This is a genomic window from Paenibacillus sp. NPDC058898 (genome assembly GCF_049316025.1).
GTDB lineage: Bacteria > Bacillota > Bacilli > Paenibacillales > Paenibacillaceae > Paenibacillus_AQ.
The window spans coordinates 52864-71494 of record NZ_JBMOSM010000006.1 but is presented as its reverse complement, the minus strand read 5'-3'; the positions used below and the strand labels follow the sequence as shown (position 1 = coordinate 71494).

Below are 18631 nucleotides of genomic sequence, written 5' to 3'. Positions count from 1 at the left end.
AGGGACGAAGAGTTCCGTCCCGATTTTTTTTGTCTATTATACCAGATCATTTTTTGTTGGATTCTATAATTTTGTTCACTCGCTCCTGCGAATTCGCAATGGTCTGATCAATATCCTGATTACCCAGAATCAGCTTCTCGTATTCCTCGTTCACCGCCTCGTACACTTCTGCCTGATAAGGCGCCGGAGGCACGATGGCCGAGGCCTTCGAGGCAACCAATGTGTCCACGAGCGATTTCTTGTCTACCTTCTCCGGACTCTTCGTGCCCGACAGAATGGTGTCGATGATCTCTTCCACCTGCTCGGTCTTCACCTGCTGCCAGGCCGGAATATTCTTGCCCTGCACGATTTGCCCTTCCGTTGTGTACCAGCGGACGAATTTATAAGCTTCTTCCTTATGCTTCGACTTGGCAGCCACCGCCACGTAATCCGTGGTTACCGGCGTAAGTCCCGTCGGATCGCCTTCCTCGTTTTTCGGGAATGGGGCTACGGCGACATTGAAGTCCAGCGGCACTTTATCCGTTCCGCCGATCTCCGTGTTCATCCAGCTGCCGATCGTGATCATGCTTGCGGATTGATTGAAGAATTGCGTCCGGTAATTCAGCTTCTGGGAGATCATGTCCGTATAAGGCACCGAGGATTGGTCTTCCTTCTCCATTCGCACGCGCAGCTCCAGCGTCTGTCTGAAGGTTGGGTTATCCAGATTGGAAGAGCCGTCGGCCTTCAAATAATCAGTATCTTGAGGCTGATTGGCCATCATCAGCTTCAGAAACTCCAGCCATCCTCCCCCTTGCGGACCATGGAAATACGTCCCGTAGCGCTTCGACGCTCCTTCGCCCTGGGTCAATTTTTTGGCATAATCCGCATATTCGTCCCAGGTCCAGTCCGTTGGAACCGGCAGTCCCGCTTCCTCCAGATGATCCTTGTTCAGCAGCACATACCATGGGTTGAACTTGCCGGGTAGCGCGTAGACCTTGCCATCGAGGCGAGTATCCACTTTATAATCCGTTTCCACGCTGTACCCGTCCTTCGCGATAAAGTCATCCAGCGGCTCCGCCATGCCGAGCGCCACCCGCTGCGCATAACCTGCCGGATCGCTGAACATCAGAATGTCCATCTGGGCCGAGGATGCCGCCTCCAGGTCAAGCTTCTTGAACGCCTCCTGCGTATCTCCCTTCTCGCTGAGCTGCACCAGCTCAATGGTTACCCCCGGCGTTGCCTCTTCATAGGCTTGGATCGTCTTTTTCCAATTGTAAGCTTCCTCCGTGCCATAGGTATACAGCCTCAGATTGGTCTTGCCCCCGCCTTCCGCGGAGCCCTCTTGTGCAGCATTCTCCTTCGCTCCGCCGCAGCCGGACAGCAAGCCGATCACCATCGCGGCCGTGAGAACGCCTGACCACCATTTCTTGTTCATCATTGTCTGTAACCCTCCCCATTGATATCTATCGGTATGTAAGGTCGTGACGATTCTAGCTGTAACTATCCACATTATATAGAGCGCTTACATCTCAACCATAAAACAATCTTTACTGATGTTGGAACTATTTTTACCCCGTTTACTCCCGAGGCTCCTACCCCTTGACTCCGCCCAGTGCAATGCCTTCGATGACACTCTTCTGGCCGATGATAAAAACGATCAGCAGCGGGAATATCGCCGACACGGCAGCCGCCATGATCAGGGAATAGAATTCTCCGCTCAAGGACGTGAATTTCTGCATCGCCAGCGGAATCGTGAACAGCCGGTCCGTCCGCAGGAAGATGAGCGGATTCTGATAATCGTTCCACGTCCAGATGAACCGCAGGATCGCATACGTGGCCACAGCGGGTTTCACCAGCGGCAGCGCAATCGACCAGAAGATCCGCGGATGGTTCGCGCCGTCGATCTTGGCGGATTCGATGAATTCCTGATGCACCCCCATGAAGAATTGCCTGAGCATGAACGTTCCCAGCACGCTGAAGCTTCCCAGCATAATGAGGCCGAAATGGTTGTCGAACAGCCCGATGTTGCGGTAGAGAATAAACTGCGGGATCAGGATGGCCTGGCCCGGAATCATGTAGGTCACCAGCACGATGATGAACAGCCAATTGCCGGCGGCAAACCGGATTTTGGAGAAGCCGTAGGCTGCCAGGGCGGATACCATGGCCGAGATGATCGTGGTCAGTAGGCTGACCTTGATCGAGTTCCAATAATAGAGATAGAAGGGATAATCGCCGAACCATACCTCCTTGTAATTCTGAATCCCATTCCACTCCCGCGGAATCCACTGAATCGGATATACGAATACGTCTCTCTCCACCTTAAAGGATGTAACCAGCATCCAGATAAAAGGGAGGAGAAACAGAATGCTCACCACGAACATCACGATCGTGACGATAAGCTTGCGCAAGTCAACGCCGACTCTTGTCCCCATAAAGCAACGCCCTCCCTCCTAGTAGTTGACCCACTTCTTCTGAGCGGCCCACTGCCCCAGCGTAATCAGCATGACAAAACCGAACAAAACCGCGGCAATGGACGATGCATAACCTACCTTCAGATTAATGAAGGCTGTATCATATAAGTACCAGACCATCATCGTGGTGGAGCCAATTGGCCCGCCTTGGGTCATGACGGCAATAATTTCAAACACCTTGAATGTGGAGATGATCCCCGTTACCAGCAGGAAAAAAGATGTTGGCGACAACAGCGGCAGCGTAATACGCCTGAACTTGGTCCAGCCGTTCGCTCCATCGATGTCGGCCGCTTCGTACAGATCCTTCGGTATGGCTTGCAGACCAGCGATATAGATAATTAGATTGAAGCCAATGGAAATCCAGATCGAAATCAGCATAATGGAAATCAGTGCGAAATTCGGATCGGCAATCCATTTGGGCGGATTGGACATCCCGAGCGTCCGGAGTATTTCGTTGATCGGCCCGTAGGACGGCTGGAACAGCACCTGCCATACGACGGCAACCGCCACGATGTTGGATATGTAGGGCATGAAGTAAGCCACTTTAAAATAGCCCTTCATATATACGAACCGGTCGATCAAAATGGCCAGCGCCATCGAGATCATCATATAGATCGGTACCGTCAACAGAAACAAGATGTTGTTGCGAACCGACTTGATAAACATGTCATCCTCCAGCAGCTGGCGGAAATTTTGAAACCCGACCCACCGGATGCCGTCCCAGCCCTGCACGAAATTCCAATCGGCAAACCCCAGCACAAGCGTTGCCAATATCGGAAACAGCACCAAAATGATAACGCCGATCAGCATCGGGCTTACAAATGCGATCCCCCATAGGTTCTCTCCCCGCTGCAAGGATCCCCGGGACTTGTACCCCCGCGTCGGCTGGGTGCCAGGCTTCTTCATCGTCTCCATTGTCTGTGCCATGTCGGACCCCCTCGATTCTTATTCGATGGGTTAAGTATAAAAAAAATACCGCCAACGCATTGACGGTATTTTGATCATATTCGCTTTCATTTTTACTTGATTAGACAGGGAACGCATCATGGATCTTGGCATGCCCGGTATCACAGGAACTTCTCCTTAAACCAGGAAGCAGCCATCCCAACCTCTGCGCGGCTGAGCTGATGCCCCCCGTTCTCCCAATGAAGCTTCACGTCCGCACCTGCCGCGCTAAGCAGTTCATTCAGATCCTCACTCTCCTGAGGGGTGCACATTGGATCACGCCGACCGGCGGCGATGAAGACGGGAACGCCAGTCAAATCCGGTAAGGTCTTATCCCGCAGCGGAACCATCGGATGGTGGAGAATGGCCCCTTGCAGCGCATCTCCTTCGTGGAACAGCAGGCTGGCGGCAATATTGGCGCCGTTCGAATACCCAACCGCTACAATACGGCTGCGGTCAAAACCATATTCGTCAGCTGTCCAGTTCAGGAATTCATTCAGATCCTGCGTACGTTTTACGAGATCTTCTACGTCAAACACGCCTTCAGCCAGACGACGGAAAAATCTCGGCATGCCGTTCTCCAGCACGTTCCCGCGGACACCGAGCACATTCGATGCGGGCGAGACCATCTCGGCCAGCGGCAGCAAATCCTCCTCGTTCCCTCCCGTACCGTGCAGCAATAGTAAGGTTGGTGCCTCGGGAGAAGTTCCCTGGCGATAAATATGCGTATGTTCCATTTGCATTGTCTCCTTTCGATTGGTTATATGGTTAGATTCCGTTTTACAACAATGAACGTAGAATGCCCTGGAATACCCCGATAGGACTAATGACTGCCCTGAAAATCACATCATAAACTAGGGCGCAATCACATCGTAGGCTGCCCTAAAATCCCGCCTTAATATCTTTAATTTAAGATTCTTTAAATATATAATACCATGGATTTTAAAAAATGCAACAGCCAGCCACCCTTCCGCAACCCGATCAGAACTGCAATCGGAAACGCTATGTGGCCATTTTCCACAACCATTGGACGAAATGAAAAGAGAGGAAGCCTCCATATGGAAGACTTCCTCTCCTGTTTGTATTCTCTATATGATTCCGTACGTGTTCCCCCGTAACATCACTCATTATATCAAAAGTTATGTATAATGTCAGTGGATGTTTTGGTATTTCTCACAATTTTTTTGTGATATTGTTAGCGATTATTCCAATTAATTGGATTAAAAACCATATATTCAGAAAAATTGTAACCGTTTGGTCAACGCGCCTCTTGGAACAGCGAAGGCCTGGGCGCGCTTGAAGTTCACCGGAGCTCCCCTCACAATCGTGAGCGCTTTGTAATATTCGATGAACGGGAAGCCGTAGGTTTCCCCGCGTGCATAAGCATATACGTTCATAGCTCTTACCCACGTTTCATAGGCTTCGTCCGGAATATCGATAAACACCTCGGGGTGAAAATCATACGGGTCCTCCCAATTGTCCGCATAGTATAAATGCTGGGCATAATGGGCCGGAAGCTCGCGTTCAATCGTCTTGAGCCCCGCGTAGAAGCGGGCGTCCTCTACAATGTAATGGGTATTGGAGTGATCCTTATGGATGCTCTCCTTCCAATGCGTGATGATGATATCGGGTTTCACTTCCCGTATGACGTCCGCTACCTGATATTTCACTTCCTCATCGAGTGGCAGCTCGGCATCCTTGTAAGCAAGGAACCGGACATCCGCGCCAACGATATCGGCAAACCGGTGAGCTTCGTCAATCTTCTGCTTCGCGTACTCCTCCGGCGTCAGACGAGGGTGTCCCTTCTCCCCTGGCGTTAAGTGAAGAAACGTTGCTTTGTGGCCAGCCTGCGTGTATTTGGCGATCACGGCTCCTGCCGTAAGATCCATATCGCCCGCATGTCCGCCAATTGCCAATATATGATGCTGCTTTGCTTCCGTCACATCGGATCTCCCCTTTGTATGAAAAGTGGTAATATCTATCGAAGCGTTTTGCTCATAATATCGAACCGGCGCGTCACGTGAAATCCGGCTTTGCGGTACAAATGCCCTGCCGGACTTTGTTCGCCCGTCCAGAGGAACCAGGCTCCATGCAGCCCCTGTGCCCGCATGAGGGCGAGGCAATCATATAACAGAATTTTCCCCAGGCCCTTCCCCTGCATCGACGGGTCCACGCCAAACGGACCAAAGCGTTCAGCCACACCTTCATATCCGTTATGCAGGCAGAATCCCACCAGCTTTCCTTGTTCGCGCGCGATCAGGATCTGATCCGTTCTTAATCGCTGGAGCAGTCCCTCACGAATCGCCCGGCCCCAATCCGGGTTAAACACGTCCGTCGCAAAATCGATCAGCTCCACCAGATCGCTGTCCTGAGCCAGCATGAAAGTGAAGCCTTCTTGCTCTCGCTGCCGCTTTAGCTCCACAACCTCCGGCGGCATATGAAAATCGACCAGGGAGCGATCCATCGCAACCGCCGTGTAATTGCGGGTAAAGCCGCTTGCCGCAAGCCACGCCAAGCCCTCTGGATAGCGCTCGCCATCGATTCCCGGAACGATATAATTCGGGGCATACGAGGAGAAAAAGACTTTGCTGCGTCCATGATCGCGAAGATAGTCTTCGCCGTCCTGCAGCAGCCGCGATGCCACCCCCTGTCTTCGAACCGATGGATCGGTATAGAAGAAGGTGATCCAGCCGTGATCCAGCTCCAGTTCGGTTCCGATCATCGGCAGCCTCCGGCGTACCGCATACAGGACGCCAACCATGCGGCCCTCCTGCTCCGCAATCCGCAGTCCTTGCGGATCAAAATTCGGATCGAGCAGCACCAAATTCCGAAAGCGAAGCCGAGTCACGAGATCTCCCGGTAAGCAGGCATTCCACAGAGTAGTGATAGCGTCTTCGTCTCCAGGCCGGTAAGGTCTGTAGGTTACACTCGTCATTACGTATTCCCTCCTTATAATCGTAATTCATAGGATTCGCTTGAATTCGCTTCAATTGCCGCGAACGGAATGCAACCGGTTGATCTTAATTAAGGAAGACTTCCATATGGCTATACGGGATATCAATGTACGAGCTCCCCTAAATGTACCGGCTCAATTGGCCATTCCTTAAGTCCATCCGGCGTTATATCGCTCCCGCGTTGCTGCCGAAACGAAAACCGCTATTTTATACATCGTGCGCACTGCTCCCCGCACACGGTGCATTGTCCGGGGGCATGCTTGGATGGCTGTCGCCCTATGCCGGAGCCTCGCCTTACCATGCCACGGCTCCTGTTAAAGCGTTATGAACCTGGGCCCGCAGTTGAGCCACGCTGCTGCCCCGCCCCCCGTATACGCGGTTTGTCAGCAGAACGACCGCAAGATCCAACTCGGGATCGATCCACATGCTGGTTCCGGTAAAGCCGGTATGTCCGTAACAGCCAGGACCCATCCAATCACCGGAAGCATCCATCTTATCCCCTTTCAGTACCCACCCCAGACCACGGTTGGAGCCATCAATATGTCCCGTATGGGTACGAGTGGCCGCAATGGCCGCAGCCCGAGATAAAATGCGGGATTCGCCACCCCCCGCCTCTGAACCCGCCGTTGCCGGGATCGCCCCTTGTTCCAGCCACATTCGGGCGTACTGCAGCAGATCGCCTGCTGTGGCAAACAAGCCGGCATGGCCGCATACACCACCCAAGGCCCGTGCCTTCTCATCGTGCACGATCCCGCATAGATGATCCTGGATGGTATTCTCATACTCCGTTGCGGCATAGCGGCTGGCCTCTTCTGGCGAAGGAGTCAGCGTGGCATAACGCATGCCCAGCGGATCTAACACCCGTCCCTTTACTGCTTGGTCTAATGGGATTCCCAGCGACTTCTCAATAATGCGGCCAAGCGCCAAATATCCCAAATCGCTGTAAATCACTTCGGTATCCGGCTTAGTCGCGAGCGGCGCGGTAAGAACGACATCCCACATCCGCTCCCTATCCCAGCCCTGCGAGTGCAGGTTCATATCCGCCTGGAGCCCGGAAGTATGCGTCAGCAGCTGGCCTACCGTAATCTCTTCTTTTCCTGCCGTTCCGAATGAAGGCAGAATGTCACTCACTTTTGTGCTTAGGGTCAAGACTCCCTCATCAATCAATTGCAGAATCAACGGGAGCGTAACCACCACCTTCGTTAAGGACGCACAATCGTACAACGTATCCTTGCTGGCCGGAACAGGTTGGCCCTGCCTCGGCTTGGGGTTGGCATATCCGGCACTATAGGACCACTGCTTGCTTTCATGCATAACACCCAGTACGGCTCCCGGTGTCGTACCTGCGGCAATCTCGCGTTCAATGGCGGCGCAAGCCGACTTCACTCCCTTGATTCCCAATCCAAGCTGCTCTGCGCCGGCTTTCGCATGACTTTCCATTGTTCTTCCCTCCTTTACATCAAGTCCTTGTGTCGGATCAACTGAAAAACAAACATGCCATCCGCATCAACAGCTTCTTCGAAAAATGTAAACGTTTCCTAAACCTATTATATGACCCATAAAATTTTGTTTCAATAAAAATCGATGATTATAAAATTTAATTTCACCACACCCGACATGAATTTTCCTTTTATTTGGATATTACGTATTGACACTTGAATTCGCTTTCATTTACAATATTGTTGAAATCAAACACTCGCATAATTTAAGGGCCATGCATTCCGTAACCGCACACCCGGTATGGAACAACCCCGGTTTCTCTACAGGAGATTCCGGGGTTTTTTGTTGCCCGATTTTGTATGGGAGGTGATGCTCAAGCAGTCGATAAGCTAGTAAAACCAGCCTTCTCTTTATCAACTACATAGGAGGAATTACGATGAAAAAGTTTTACAAACTGACAACTGCTCTTGCCCTTAGCTTGTCCCTGGTCCTGAGCTTGCTTGGCCCAGCCCATGCAGCCCCGGATACCTCGGTATCCAACAAGCAAAATTTCAGCACGGATGTCATTTATCAAATCTTTACGGACCGTTTCTCTGACGGCAATGCTGCCAACAACCCGACCGGACCTGCCTTTGACGGTACCTGTACCAATCTGAGGCTGTACTGCGGCGGTGACTGGCAAGGGATCATGAACAAAATCAATGACGGCTACCTGACCGGCATGGGCGTTACCGCCATCTGGATCTCCCAGCCTGTCGAGAACATCTACAGCGTCATCAACTATTCCGGCGTGAACAACACCGCTTATCATGGCTATTGGGCCAGAGACTTCAAGAAATCGAATCCGGCTTACGGCACGATCGCCGATTTCCAGAATCTCATCGCTGCCGCTCATGCCAAGAATATTAAAGTCATCATCGACTTCGCACCGAACCACACCTCTCCCGCTTCCTCGGACCAGCCGTCGTTCGCGGAGAACGGCAAGCTGTACAACAACGGCACCCTGCTCGGCGGATACACGAACGATACGCAGAATTTATTCCATCATAACGGGGGCACCGATTTCTCAACAACAGAGAACGGGATTTACAAAAACCTGTATGACCTTGCTGACCTGAACCACAACAACAGCACCGTGGATACCTACCTGAAAGATGCCATCAAAATGTGGCTCGATCTGGGCATTGACGGCATTCGAATGGACGCGGTGAAACATATGCCGTTTGGCTGGCAGAAGAGTTTCATGGCTACCGTCAACAACTACAAGCCTGTCTTCACCTTCGGCGAATGGTTCCTCGGCGTAAACGAAGTGAGTGCCGAGAATCATAAGTTCGCCAACGAATCCGGCATGAGCCTGCTGGACTTCCGTTTCGCACAAAAGGTACGCCAGGTATTCAGAGACAACACCGACAATATGTACGGTCTGAAGTCCATGCTGGAGGGCTCGGCCACCGATTATGCCCAAGTGGAGGATCAGGTCACGTTCATCGATAACCATGATATGGAGCGGTTCCACAACAGCAGCGACAACCGCCGCAAGCTGGAACAGGCCTTGGCCTTCACGCTCACCTCGCGCGGGGTGCCAGCGATCTATTACGGAACCGAACAATACATGTCCGGTGGCAACGACCCAGACAACCGGGCACGGATTCCTTCTTTCTCTACGACGACTACAGCTTACCAAGTAATTAAAAAGCTGGCCCCATTACGCAAGTCCAATCCGGCCATCGCATATGGAACGACGCAGGAGCGCTGGATCAACAATGATGTCCTGATCTATGAACGCAAATTCGGCAACAACGTGGCGCTTATCGCTGTCAACCGCAACGTGAACACACCGGTTTCCATTACGGGATTGGCGACTTCATTGCCTGCCGGCAGCTATACCGACGTGCTGGGCGGACTTCTAAACGGCAACAGCTTGACCGTTGGCACAGGCGGAGCAGCTTCCAACTTTACGCTGGCTGCCGGCGGTACGGCCGTATGGCAATATACCACGGCCGTGACTTCGCCAACGATCGGGCACGTAGGCCCGATGATGGCCAAACCGGGCGCAACCATCACCATTGACGGCCGCGGCTTCGGCGCAACCAAAGGCACGGTATACTTCGGCTCAACGGCCGTAACGGGTGCTAACGTTACAGCATGGGAGGACACGCAGATCAAAGTGAAAATCCCTGCGGTTGCCGGTGGCGTATATAACATCAAAGTCGCCAATAGCGCTGGCACTTCAAGCAATGTGCACGACAACTTCGAAGTGCTGACCGGGGATCAAGTCAGCGTCCGGTTTGTGGTAAACAATGCCACCACCGCACTTGGACAAAACGTGTACCTGGCAGGCAGCGTAAGCGAGCTCGGCAATTGGGACCCTGCCAAAGCCATCGGTCCGTTATATAATCAGGTCATCTATCAGTACCCGACCTGGTACTACGACGTCAGCGTACCGGCCGGTAAAACCATCGAATTCAAATTCCTGAAAAAACAAGGCTCGACGGTAACGTGGGAAGGCGGATCGAACCATACCTTCACCGCTCCAGCAAGCGGCACAGCCACCATCAACGTGAACTGGCAGCCGTAAGCCCGTAAGAACGTACTATTCCTTCACCGCTCCAGCGAGGCACGGCCACCATTAATGTGAACTGGCAGCCGTAAGCCCGCAGGAACGTATCATTCCTTCACCGCTCCGGCCAGCAGAACCGCCCCTATTTTATGCGAAGGAGTGGCCCCTAAACAAAACCAGCTCCGGGACGATTCCCAGAGCTGGTTTTATTCATGCAGTTCATAATCCAGCAGGCAATAGCCTGTTACGCACGAAGTACCCCAACGTTCCCCTAGCTACATGAAGCGATTCCCAAAGGGAGAGTGTGCTCAGCAGGTAGTAACTCAACAAGCGTACGAGGTAGTTCAACGGTCTCGCGCTCAATCCCAGCACTCCCGAGCAGCACTCCCACCAACAAAAAGCCGATGAAGATGTTCCCCTTCATCGGCTCTTTCCATCCCCACACCTTAGCGTAAGTGGTTGTGTGCATAGCACGCAGTAGCGAAAGAGGACGAATCGATTCCCCACAAGCTTCAACGGAGCAGGCGGAATCATGGTGGAGAAACGAAGTGGTCCCCTTTATCCCCGGATTTCAACCATAAATATCATTCCAATAGAAATCCGGGGGTAACAGGGATCGGAAGCATGATCCGCATGCGGAGTGCTGCATAAGCCATCACATCTTCGTGTAGTAATAGTAACCATTTACGTCCTAAACATCACCAATGACTTGCGCAAACCCTCCGACAGCTCCTCCAAGCGTGAAGACAGGGCAACCAGCTTCTCGCTCACCTTGAACTGCTCGGATGACATCGAAGCGACCTCCTCCGTGGCGGCGCTGGTCTCTTGCACGATCGAGCTCGCCTCCGAGATCGAGTCGGTTAGGGTAAGCTGGGAACCGATCAGTACCTCGACCGAACGGGTCGATTCGCGGATCTCGGCCAGAAGAGCATCCATCTCGTGGCGAACATGATCAAATACGCCCTGAGCTTCCTGCACCGAATGCAGCTGCTCGTCAAAGAGCGGCGATGCCGACGTCAATGCATCCACGGAGCCTTGTACTTCAGAGCGGATATCCTTGATCATCGCGCCTACGGTTTGGATCGATTCCTTGGAACGATCCGCCAAGCTCCGCACTTCATTGGCTACGACCATGAAGCCGCTGCCTGCTGCCCCCGCCCGAGCCGCTTCAATCGTCGCGTTAATGGACAGCACGTTGGTTTGATGCGTGATCTCCGACATCAGCTCCAATATTTTGTGAATCGACGAGGTATTCTCCTTCAGCTTCTCCGCATTCTGGACGATGGCCCGGTTCACCTGGTTAATCCGTGTCGATTTCTCCACCAGATTGTCCATATGCCGCGCGCCCTCTCCCGTCACCACAAGCACCCGATCAGCCGCTGCCTCCATCACTTGATTCGAATCCGAAACCTTGCTCATCTGGACGCCAATGTTCTCAGCCAGCTGATTCTCCCGTTCGGCTTCCATCGCCAAGCTTGCGCTTCCCTGTGCAATCTGCTCCATAGCCGATGCAATCTCACCAGCCGTCAGCGAGGTTCCCTTCGATGCTTCTGCCAATTCCTCCGCCGTTGCCAGCACTTGCTTCGCGGAAGCATTCGTCTGATCGACCAAAGCCGCGATTTGCCCCATCATCCGGTTGAAGCTGTGACCGAGACGACCAATTTCATCCGCACGCTGGAACTCGGTTCGAACCCTCAGGTTCCCCTGCTCACCCTCTTCCATCAGACGGCACATCTGATTCAGCGGGCGGCCGACGGTACGCATCATGTAGTAGCCTATTAATATAGCGACCAGCACCGCGGCCACAATGACCGCAAGCGTTACAAACAATAGTTTGTCTGTGGCTTGCACGAAATCGCTAACGGGAGCAAATCCAACCATATGCCAAGGAGCCGTCTTCAGTGGCGTATACACTACCATCTGCTCATCGGCGGTGTAATAAATTCCTCCTTCTTCGGCATCTTGAGGAACCGTAATGGTGGACGGCTGCATCAGCTGGGCCGTGTCCATGTCGTGTACAATCCGGTTATCCTCGGCAACAATTCGCATCCGGCCGTTGTTCCCTATTTTTAAATTGGCCAGCACCTCTCCGACCGCCTCGTTCTTGATATCGATCAGCAGGATATACTGCGCATCCGGATTCTTCAGGTTTTTCAGCAATCTCCCCATCGTCATGGTGGCGGTTTTCTCGTTCTCCATAAAACCTTGAACCTCAGTAGGGAACCATACCGGTTCACCATCGGCCTGTATAATCCGGTCCATCTTCGCCTTCACGCCATCCGCGGATGACATTCCCGATAAGCCTGTTGAGTTATAGGAGCTTTGAGCTTGAAGATTGGGCGCAACCAGACGCATGCCCTGCAGACGTTTATCGGAAGATGCCATCCCGTTCAATTTCTCACGGATTCGGTTCTCGGCCTGCGTTTTGTCCCGAATGCCGATACCCGCACTACTCACCGTAACGAGGTCCTCGCGAAGCACCGTATCCAGCGCCCATTGCCGGGAAGCGGCTTCATATTGGGCCAGCAGAAAATCCAGCTTGTCCGCCGCCTGCATCATCTGCCCCGAAGTCGCTTCTGACACCTGATCCATCACCGTGTCCTTGGAGATGAAATACGATAATAACCCGAGCGCCGAAGATAACAGCACGATCGTGGTAAAAAAGATAACAAACAGCTTCATCCCAACTGCTTTGAATTGAAAACGTCTCATCATGTTCATATGTATATGTCCCCCTGCATCGCATGTTTGAATGCAAAAAGACACAGCTAGCGGTTACTGGCTGTGTCTCTTCGCTGTTCTCTCTATCTATCTGTCTTATGATGAATCCATACGATTAGCTATCCGTTCCTTACCCTTTGCTTGCACCAGCCGTCATGCCATCGACCAGCAAACGCTGCAGGAACACAAACAGCAGGGTGATCGGCAGTGCGATCAGCACCGATGCCGCTGCGAACAGCGTAAAGTTACTGTCTTGAGTCGAGTTGACGAGATCCCATAGACCGACGGCGAGCGTCCAGTTTTCTTTTGTCCGGAGCACGAGTCTGGCAAAGATAAAGTCTACCCACGGACCAACGAACAGGGTCAAGCCCATATACGTGATCATCGGCTTCGACAACGGCAGAATGATTTTGCGGAAAATCTGGAAATTGGTGGCTCCGTCGATCTTCGCCGCTTCATCCAAACTTCGCGGTATCGTATCCAGAAAGCCCTTCATGATCAGAGTTCCGCCTAGCGGCGCCCCTGCCGCATACACGATAATCATTGCCGCATGCGTGTTCAGCAGATCCAGGGAGTTCAGCAGGATATACAAGGCGATCATACTCATGAAGCCCGGGAACATCCCCAGCACGAGAATGACCGATAGCGCATTCTGCCGGCCTTTAAACCGGAACCGGGATACCGCATAACTTGTAAGCAGGACAAGAATGGTCCCGATAATCATGGAGAATATCGCAATTTTCAATGTATTCATATACCACGTGCCAAACAGAAAGCTTTGGGACGTAAACAATTCTTTATAATGACTGAGCGTAAAAGATTCTGGAATCAAGGATTTGCTGTACAACGACTTTCCGGGACGGAAAGAGGCCAGAATAATCCAGAGCGCCGGGTAAATACAACCGATCGCGATGATGACAAGCGTGATATAACTTGCCGTCAGACGAATCGCATTTCTCATTTTAATTCCCATTATTGGATCATATCCTCCTCTTTAAAGGATCTGGTTCTGCGATAATTGTAAATCGAGAAGGTCGCAATAATCATGAAGATGATAATACCGATGGCCGATGCCATGCTGTAGCGCTGCTGATCCAGCGTCAGTTTATAGAGCCAGGTTACCAGCAGGTCCGTCGCGCCCGCGTATTGATAGTCACCCACAACCGGGTTACCGTTCGTCAGGAGGAAAATCAAGTTAAAGTTATTGATATTACCGGCAAACTGCGTAATCAGAACCGGTGCCGTCGAGAACATAATCATCGGCAGGGTGATGATCTTGAATTTCTGGAATCCAGTTGCCCCATCTACATCGGCCGCTTCATAGAGATCTTTCGGAATCGTAGTCAGGACACTCATGACAAGAAGCATGGATACCGGGATACCTACCCACATATTAACGATAATAACGGTCACTTTGGCCCAGACCGGATCGGTCAGCCATGGCAGGCCTTCCAAACCGAAATATCTTAAATACTGGTTGATCGGTCCGAATTGCCCGTTAAACATATTACGCATCACTAGCAAAGAAATCAGCTGCGGAATCGCATATGGAATGATCAGAATGACACGCCATACGCCTTTGAAACGAATTCCCTTTTGTTGAATAAGCAGTGCAACAAGCACACCGCCAAAATACGTCGTTACTGTTGCCAGCACCGCCCAGATGATCGTCCAGGTCAGGACGCCGAAGAAGGTGTGGCTCCATGATTTCAATGCAACGAGATTGGTAAAGGTTTTGAAACCAACCCAGTCAACCAGATTCGCCGGCGGCAGATTGTTTGGAGCGGAATAGTTGGTAAACGCCAGCATGACCATGAAGATAATCGGCATGACCGTAAAAAACAAAATACCGATCGCCGGCAGTGTCAGGAAAGATTGCGCGAATTTCCATTCAAAAATATAATAAAGGGTCTGTCTGAAATTGTTGGGTTTTCCACCCTGTTCCCTTAGTTTTCCAGCGTTATATGCGTTTTTGATATTGGCATAATATCCGATAAGAAAAATCGCAAACATAATCATGGTGATAAGTCCTTCAATCAGGAGATTGATGGAATGGTCACCTGCTACCATTTGGGTTAAACCGTTGACTTTCTCTAAATGGCTTCCCTGTTCCCCCAAAGTTGTCATTCCCCAGATGGCATCACCCAGGTTGTTGATGAAGTAATACAGACTGAATATACCTACGATAAGTAAAAGAACGCCTTTGATCCATTGTCGGTTGTAAAGCTGACCCAGACCCATACAGATGGCTGATAATACGGCTGCTGTCGTACGATGTTGACGCATGCTCCCTCCATTCTCCTCTCCATATAATCGAGGAATCACCCGCCGGTTGTTCGGCGGGTGAACTTCTTCATCTTTCTCGTATTATATAAGAACGTAATTACTCGCTAGCTCCACCACTGTTGAGATCTTTCACTTGATTTACAGCTTTATCAAGCGTTTCTTTTACGTCTTTGTTGTTATCCCAGATCTCAGCCAATGCAGCACCTACAGGAGACCATACGTTAGCCATTTCAGGAACGGATGGCATCGGTTGGGAAGATTTGAATTGCTCTGTGAATGCGGATACATACTCGTCATTCTTGATTTGATCGTCTTCTTGAGCTTCATTGTTTGTCGGAACCGATCCAACCAATGCGCTCAGTTTCAATTGAGCTTCTTTGCTTGTTGCAAAGTCCGCGAACAAGCGAGCGGCTTGCGGGTATTTCGTGAACGAGCTTACGTACCAAGCTTTGATACCGGAGAACGATACAGCAGGCTGGCCGCCGATGGTTGGGATTGGAGCAACGCCAAGCTTGTCGCCAAGCGCTTCTTTATATCCGCCAAGCTCCCAAGGTCCGTTAATGTCCATAGCCAGATCGCCGGATGTGAACAGTCCGCGTTTAATATCAGGCGTAATGTCGCCGGATTTAACAGGAAGGATTTCTTTCAGGCTTGCGTAAACTTCCATACTCTTGACTGCGCCTTCATTGTTGAGGCCGATATCGTTGACATCTGCGCCGCCGTTACCAAAGATGTAGCCGCCATTGGAAGCAAGGAATGGATAGGCGAAGTACAGGTTACCTGTTTCGAACATGAATCCATATTTGTTCTTGGATTTATCTGTGAAAGTTTTGCTGAACTCAATAACTTCTTCCATCGTTGTTGGAACTTCTTTTACCAAGTCTTTGTTGTAGTACATCAGGTATGTTTCAGCAGCGCGCGGGTATCCATACAGAACGCCGTCATAACTTACGCCTTGGATAGCGGCTTCCGTGTTGCTGCTCTTCGTTTTTTCTTCGAAGTAATCATTTGGCAGAACCAGGTTTGTAGCTACGGCTTTACCCAGGTTATCGTGAGGGAACAATACAACGTCAGCACCCAATCCGGATGGTCCGTCTTGTTGAAGCTTGGTCACTTGGTCGGTTGGAGACAATTCTTCGATCGTTACTTCAACACCGTATTTTTCGGTAAATTCTTTAGCAACCGCATCCGTGTAGGCTCTTTCGTCTCTACTTTCCCATACGATCAATTTAGCGCCTTCCTCTGGCTTAAGTTCCGGTGCTTCTGTATTTTCGGCCGGCGTCTCCTGTGCCGGTGGATTCTCAGCAGGTGCCTCAGCAGCAGGAGCAGGTGAATTTCCTCCGCACGCTGTAATGGAGAACGCCAACGTGAAGGTTGCAGCTAGCGTAAGTAGTTTCTTCATCTTCATTCCATGATTACCCCTCTCAATAAATGATCAGAAAATGTTGGAAATCTGCGCAAACGATTTCAGAAATTTTCAGCGTCTCTTTTTCTATGTAGCATCTGACGAGATACTTAGGAAAAATCCCGTTGAGAAAGCGCTTCATTCACTGAAAACATCATACAACATTTAATATCGAATGTAAAAACGTTTGCACAGATCATTTTTACCCGTTTTAAGCATATAATCTCTTATTACCTTCACTATTCACTCTATTTCGTAAGTTATCGTAAAAATAGTTGTGCATATGCTGTGCAATCCTGTCATTTCGCACGTTGTTTGAGACAAGAATGCATAATAAATGGTTGCTTATTGAACAAACGTTTGCACAATAATGCGAATTAGAAACGATTAAACCCAACCTACCAGGAGGCGGTCTGAAATCTTAGCTTAGTTTCCCCATGTATTTTCGATAATTGCAAAAAAGGACTACCGCTCATGATCTGTGGATACAGATCTGCGGCAGTCCTTTAATTTTTTGTATGGATGTTAGCGAATGAAGCTTGCTTATTGCAGCGCCTTCAGCGCAATATCCGTCCGGTTTTGCTTGCCTTCAAATGCAATCGCTTCTGCCCGTTCATAGGCTTTCGCACGTGCTGAAGCGATATCAGCCCCTAAACCGACAACGCCGAGGACACGTCCTCCATTCGTTCTCCACGTCCCATCAGCATTGCGAGAAGTGCCCGCATGAAATACAATCGTCCCGTCCTGCTCATTCTCCAGCCCAGTGATCGCAATTCCTTTCGGATACGATGCAGGATAACCGCCAGAAGCCAGAATGACACATACAGCCGCTTCGTCACTCCACTCCAGCTCAAGATCAGCCAGGTTTCCATTTACGGCAGCAAGGAAAACGTCAAGCAGGTCGGTCTTCAGACGCGGCAATACAACCTGCGTTTCCGGGTCGCCGAATCTGGCGTTAAATTCGATGGTCTTCGGTTTGCCGTCCGGCGTGATCATCAATCCGGCGAACAGAACGCCCCGGAACGGACGCCCTTCGGCTACCATCGCTTTTGCCGTAGGCTTGATGATCGTCTCAATCGCCTCTTCGATGATGGATGGCTGAATATGAGGCAATGGCGAATACGTTCCCATCCCTCCCGTGTTCGGTCCCTGGTCTCCATCATAAGCCGGTTTATGATCCTGTGCCGCCGACATCGGCTTCACGGTTTCACCATCCACAAAGGCGAGGATCGACATTTCCTGGCCTTCCAGGAACTCCTCGATGACCACCCGGCTTCCGGCATCGCCAAACACCTTCGATTGCATAATGTCGCTAAGCGCCTGCTCGGCTTCCTCGATCGTCCTTGCAACGGTAACGCCTTTGCCGGCTGCGAGCCCGTCCGCTTTCACGACAATCGGCGCGCCTTGCTGGCGCAAGTAAGCAAGCGCCTCCTCATAATTGTCGAACTTCGCGTAAGCTGCCGTCGGAATGCCGTATTTATGGAGCAGATCCTTCATGAAGGTTTTGCTGCCCTCGATTTCGGCTGCATTTTTACGCGGACCAAATACCGGGATGCCTGTAACGTCAAACGCGTCTACGATACCGTCAGCCAGCGGATCATCCGGACCGACGACAATGAGTCCCACTTGCTTCTCCACTGCGAATGCTGCCAGCTTATCAAACTCTGATACCGCAATCGGCACGCACTCGGCCAGCTGTCCAATGCCAGCATTGCCAGGTGCACAGTAAATCTTATCCGCTTTTGGGCTCTTTGCCAGTGCCCATACGATGGCATGCTCTCTTCCGCCGCCTCCGATAACTAAAATATCCATGGTTTTGCCTCCCGATTCATTTCAATTTACCGATAAAATTTCATAACATAAATGATTT

At 51.2% G+C, this 18631-nt stretch carries 13 protein-coding genes; 1 reads left to right on the top strand and 12 read right to left on the bottom strand.

From position 1 onward, the window contains the following. Positions 1-46 precede the first annotated feature (46 nt). The 7 genes from ACOZB4_RS17625 to ACOZB4_RS17595 all read right to left on the bottom strand — a co-directional run bounded on the left by ACOZB4_RS17625 (position 47) and on the right by ACOZB4_RS17595 (position 7789). Positions 47-1417, bottom strand: coding sequence for an ABC transporter substrate-binding protein (locus ACOZB4_RS17625; protein WP_379406749.1), 1371 nt, complete (start codon positions 1415-1417; stop codon positions 47-49). Positions 1418-1571: 154 nt separating this feature from the next. After that, a complete protein-coding gene (locus tag ACOZB4_RS17620) occupies positions 1572-2411 on the bottom strand; it encodes a carbohydrate ABC transporter permease (RefSeq protein WP_379406748.1) in 840 nt (279 codons plus the stop codon). A gap of 18 nt (positions 2412-2429) precedes the next feature. Continuing rightward, entirely contained in the window at positions 2430-3377 is a 948-nt protein-coding gene (locus ACOZB4_RS17615) for a carbohydrate ABC transporter permease (protein ID WP_326116249.1), read from the bottom strand. A 140-nt stretch (positions 3378-3517) separates the two neighbouring features. After that, complete coding sequence (locus ACOZB4_RS17610; protein WP_379406747.1) at positions 3518-4132, bottom strand: alpha/beta hydrolase; 615 nt, start codon at positions 4130-4132, stop codon at positions 3518-3520. A gap of 498 nt (positions 4133-4630) precedes the next feature. Then, complete coding sequence (locus ACOZB4_RS17605) at positions 4631-5338, bottom strand: PIG-L deacetylase family protein (protein ID WP_098742029.1); 708 nt, start codon at positions 5336-5338, stop codon at positions 4631-4633. A gap of 35 nt (positions 5339-5373) precedes the next feature. Next, positions 5374-6330 carry a GNAT family N-acetyltransferase gene (locus tag ACOZB4_RS17600; RefSeq protein ID WP_379406746.1) on the bottom strand — a complete coding sequence of 319 codons (957 nt, stop codon included), beginning with the start codon at positions 6328-6330 and terminating at the stop codon, positions 5374-5376. Positions 6331-6643: 313 nt separating this feature from the next. After that, positions 6644-7789, bottom strand: coding sequence for a serine hydrolase domain-containing protein (locus ACOZB4_RS17595; RefSeq protein ID WP_379406745.1), 1146 nt, complete (start codon positions 7787-7789; stop codon positions 6644-6646). Between the two features lie 436 nt (positions 7790-8225). Between ACOZB4_RS17595 and ACOZB4_RS17590 the strand changes: the two genes are divergently transcribed. After that, a complete protein-coding gene (locus ACOZB4_RS17590) occupies positions 8226-10367 on the top strand; it encodes an alpha-amylase family glycosyl hydrolase (protein ID WP_379406744.1) in 2142 nt (713 codons plus the stop codon). Between the two features lie 666 nt (positions 10368-11033). Here the strand turns inward: ACOZB4_RS17590 and ACOZB4_RS17585 are convergent. The 5 genes from ACOZB4_RS17585 to purD all read right to left on the bottom strand — a co-directional run bounded on the left by ACOZB4_RS17585 (position 11034) and on the right by purD (position 18573). Further along, positions 11034-13070 (bottom strand): methyl-accepting chemotaxis protein, encoded by a 2037-nt coding sequence (locus ACOZB4_RS17585; RefSeq protein WP_379406743.1) that lies wholly within the window; start codon positions 13068-13070, stop codon positions 11034-11036. A 130-nt stretch (positions 13071-13200) separates the two neighbouring features. Then, on the bottom strand, positions 13201-14043 hold the full coding sequence (locus tag ACOZB4_RS17580; RefSeq protein ID WP_076325595.1) for a sugar ABC transporter permease: 843 nt from the start codon (positions 14041-14043) through the stop codon (positions 13201-13203). Continuing rightward, positions 14043-15356 carry a sugar ABC transporter permease gene (locus tag ACOZB4_RS17575; protein WP_339292417.1) on the bottom strand — a complete coding sequence of 438 codons (1314 nt, stop codon included), beginning with the start codon at positions 15354-15356 and terminating at the stop codon, positions 14043-14045. The genes ACOZB4_RS17580 and ACOZB4_RS17575 overlap by 1 nt, the downstream gene beginning before the upstream one ends. Positions 15357-15453: 97 nt before the next feature. Next, the gene (locus ACOZB4_RS17570; protein ID WP_076325597.1) at positions 15454-16764 is read right to left on the bottom strand and encodes a sugar ABC transporter substrate-binding protein; all 1311 of its coding nucleotides are present in this window, start codon (positions 16762-16764) and stop codon (positions 15454-15456) included. 540 nt (positions 16765-17304) lie between these two features. After that, positions 17305-18573: a phosphoribosylamine--glycine ligase gene (gene purD / locus ACOZB4_RS17565; protein ID WP_379406742.1), complete on the bottom strand. Its 1269-nt coding sequence runs from the start codon at positions 18571-18573 to the stop codon at positions 17305-17307. Positions 18574-18631 lie beyond the last annotated feature (58 nt).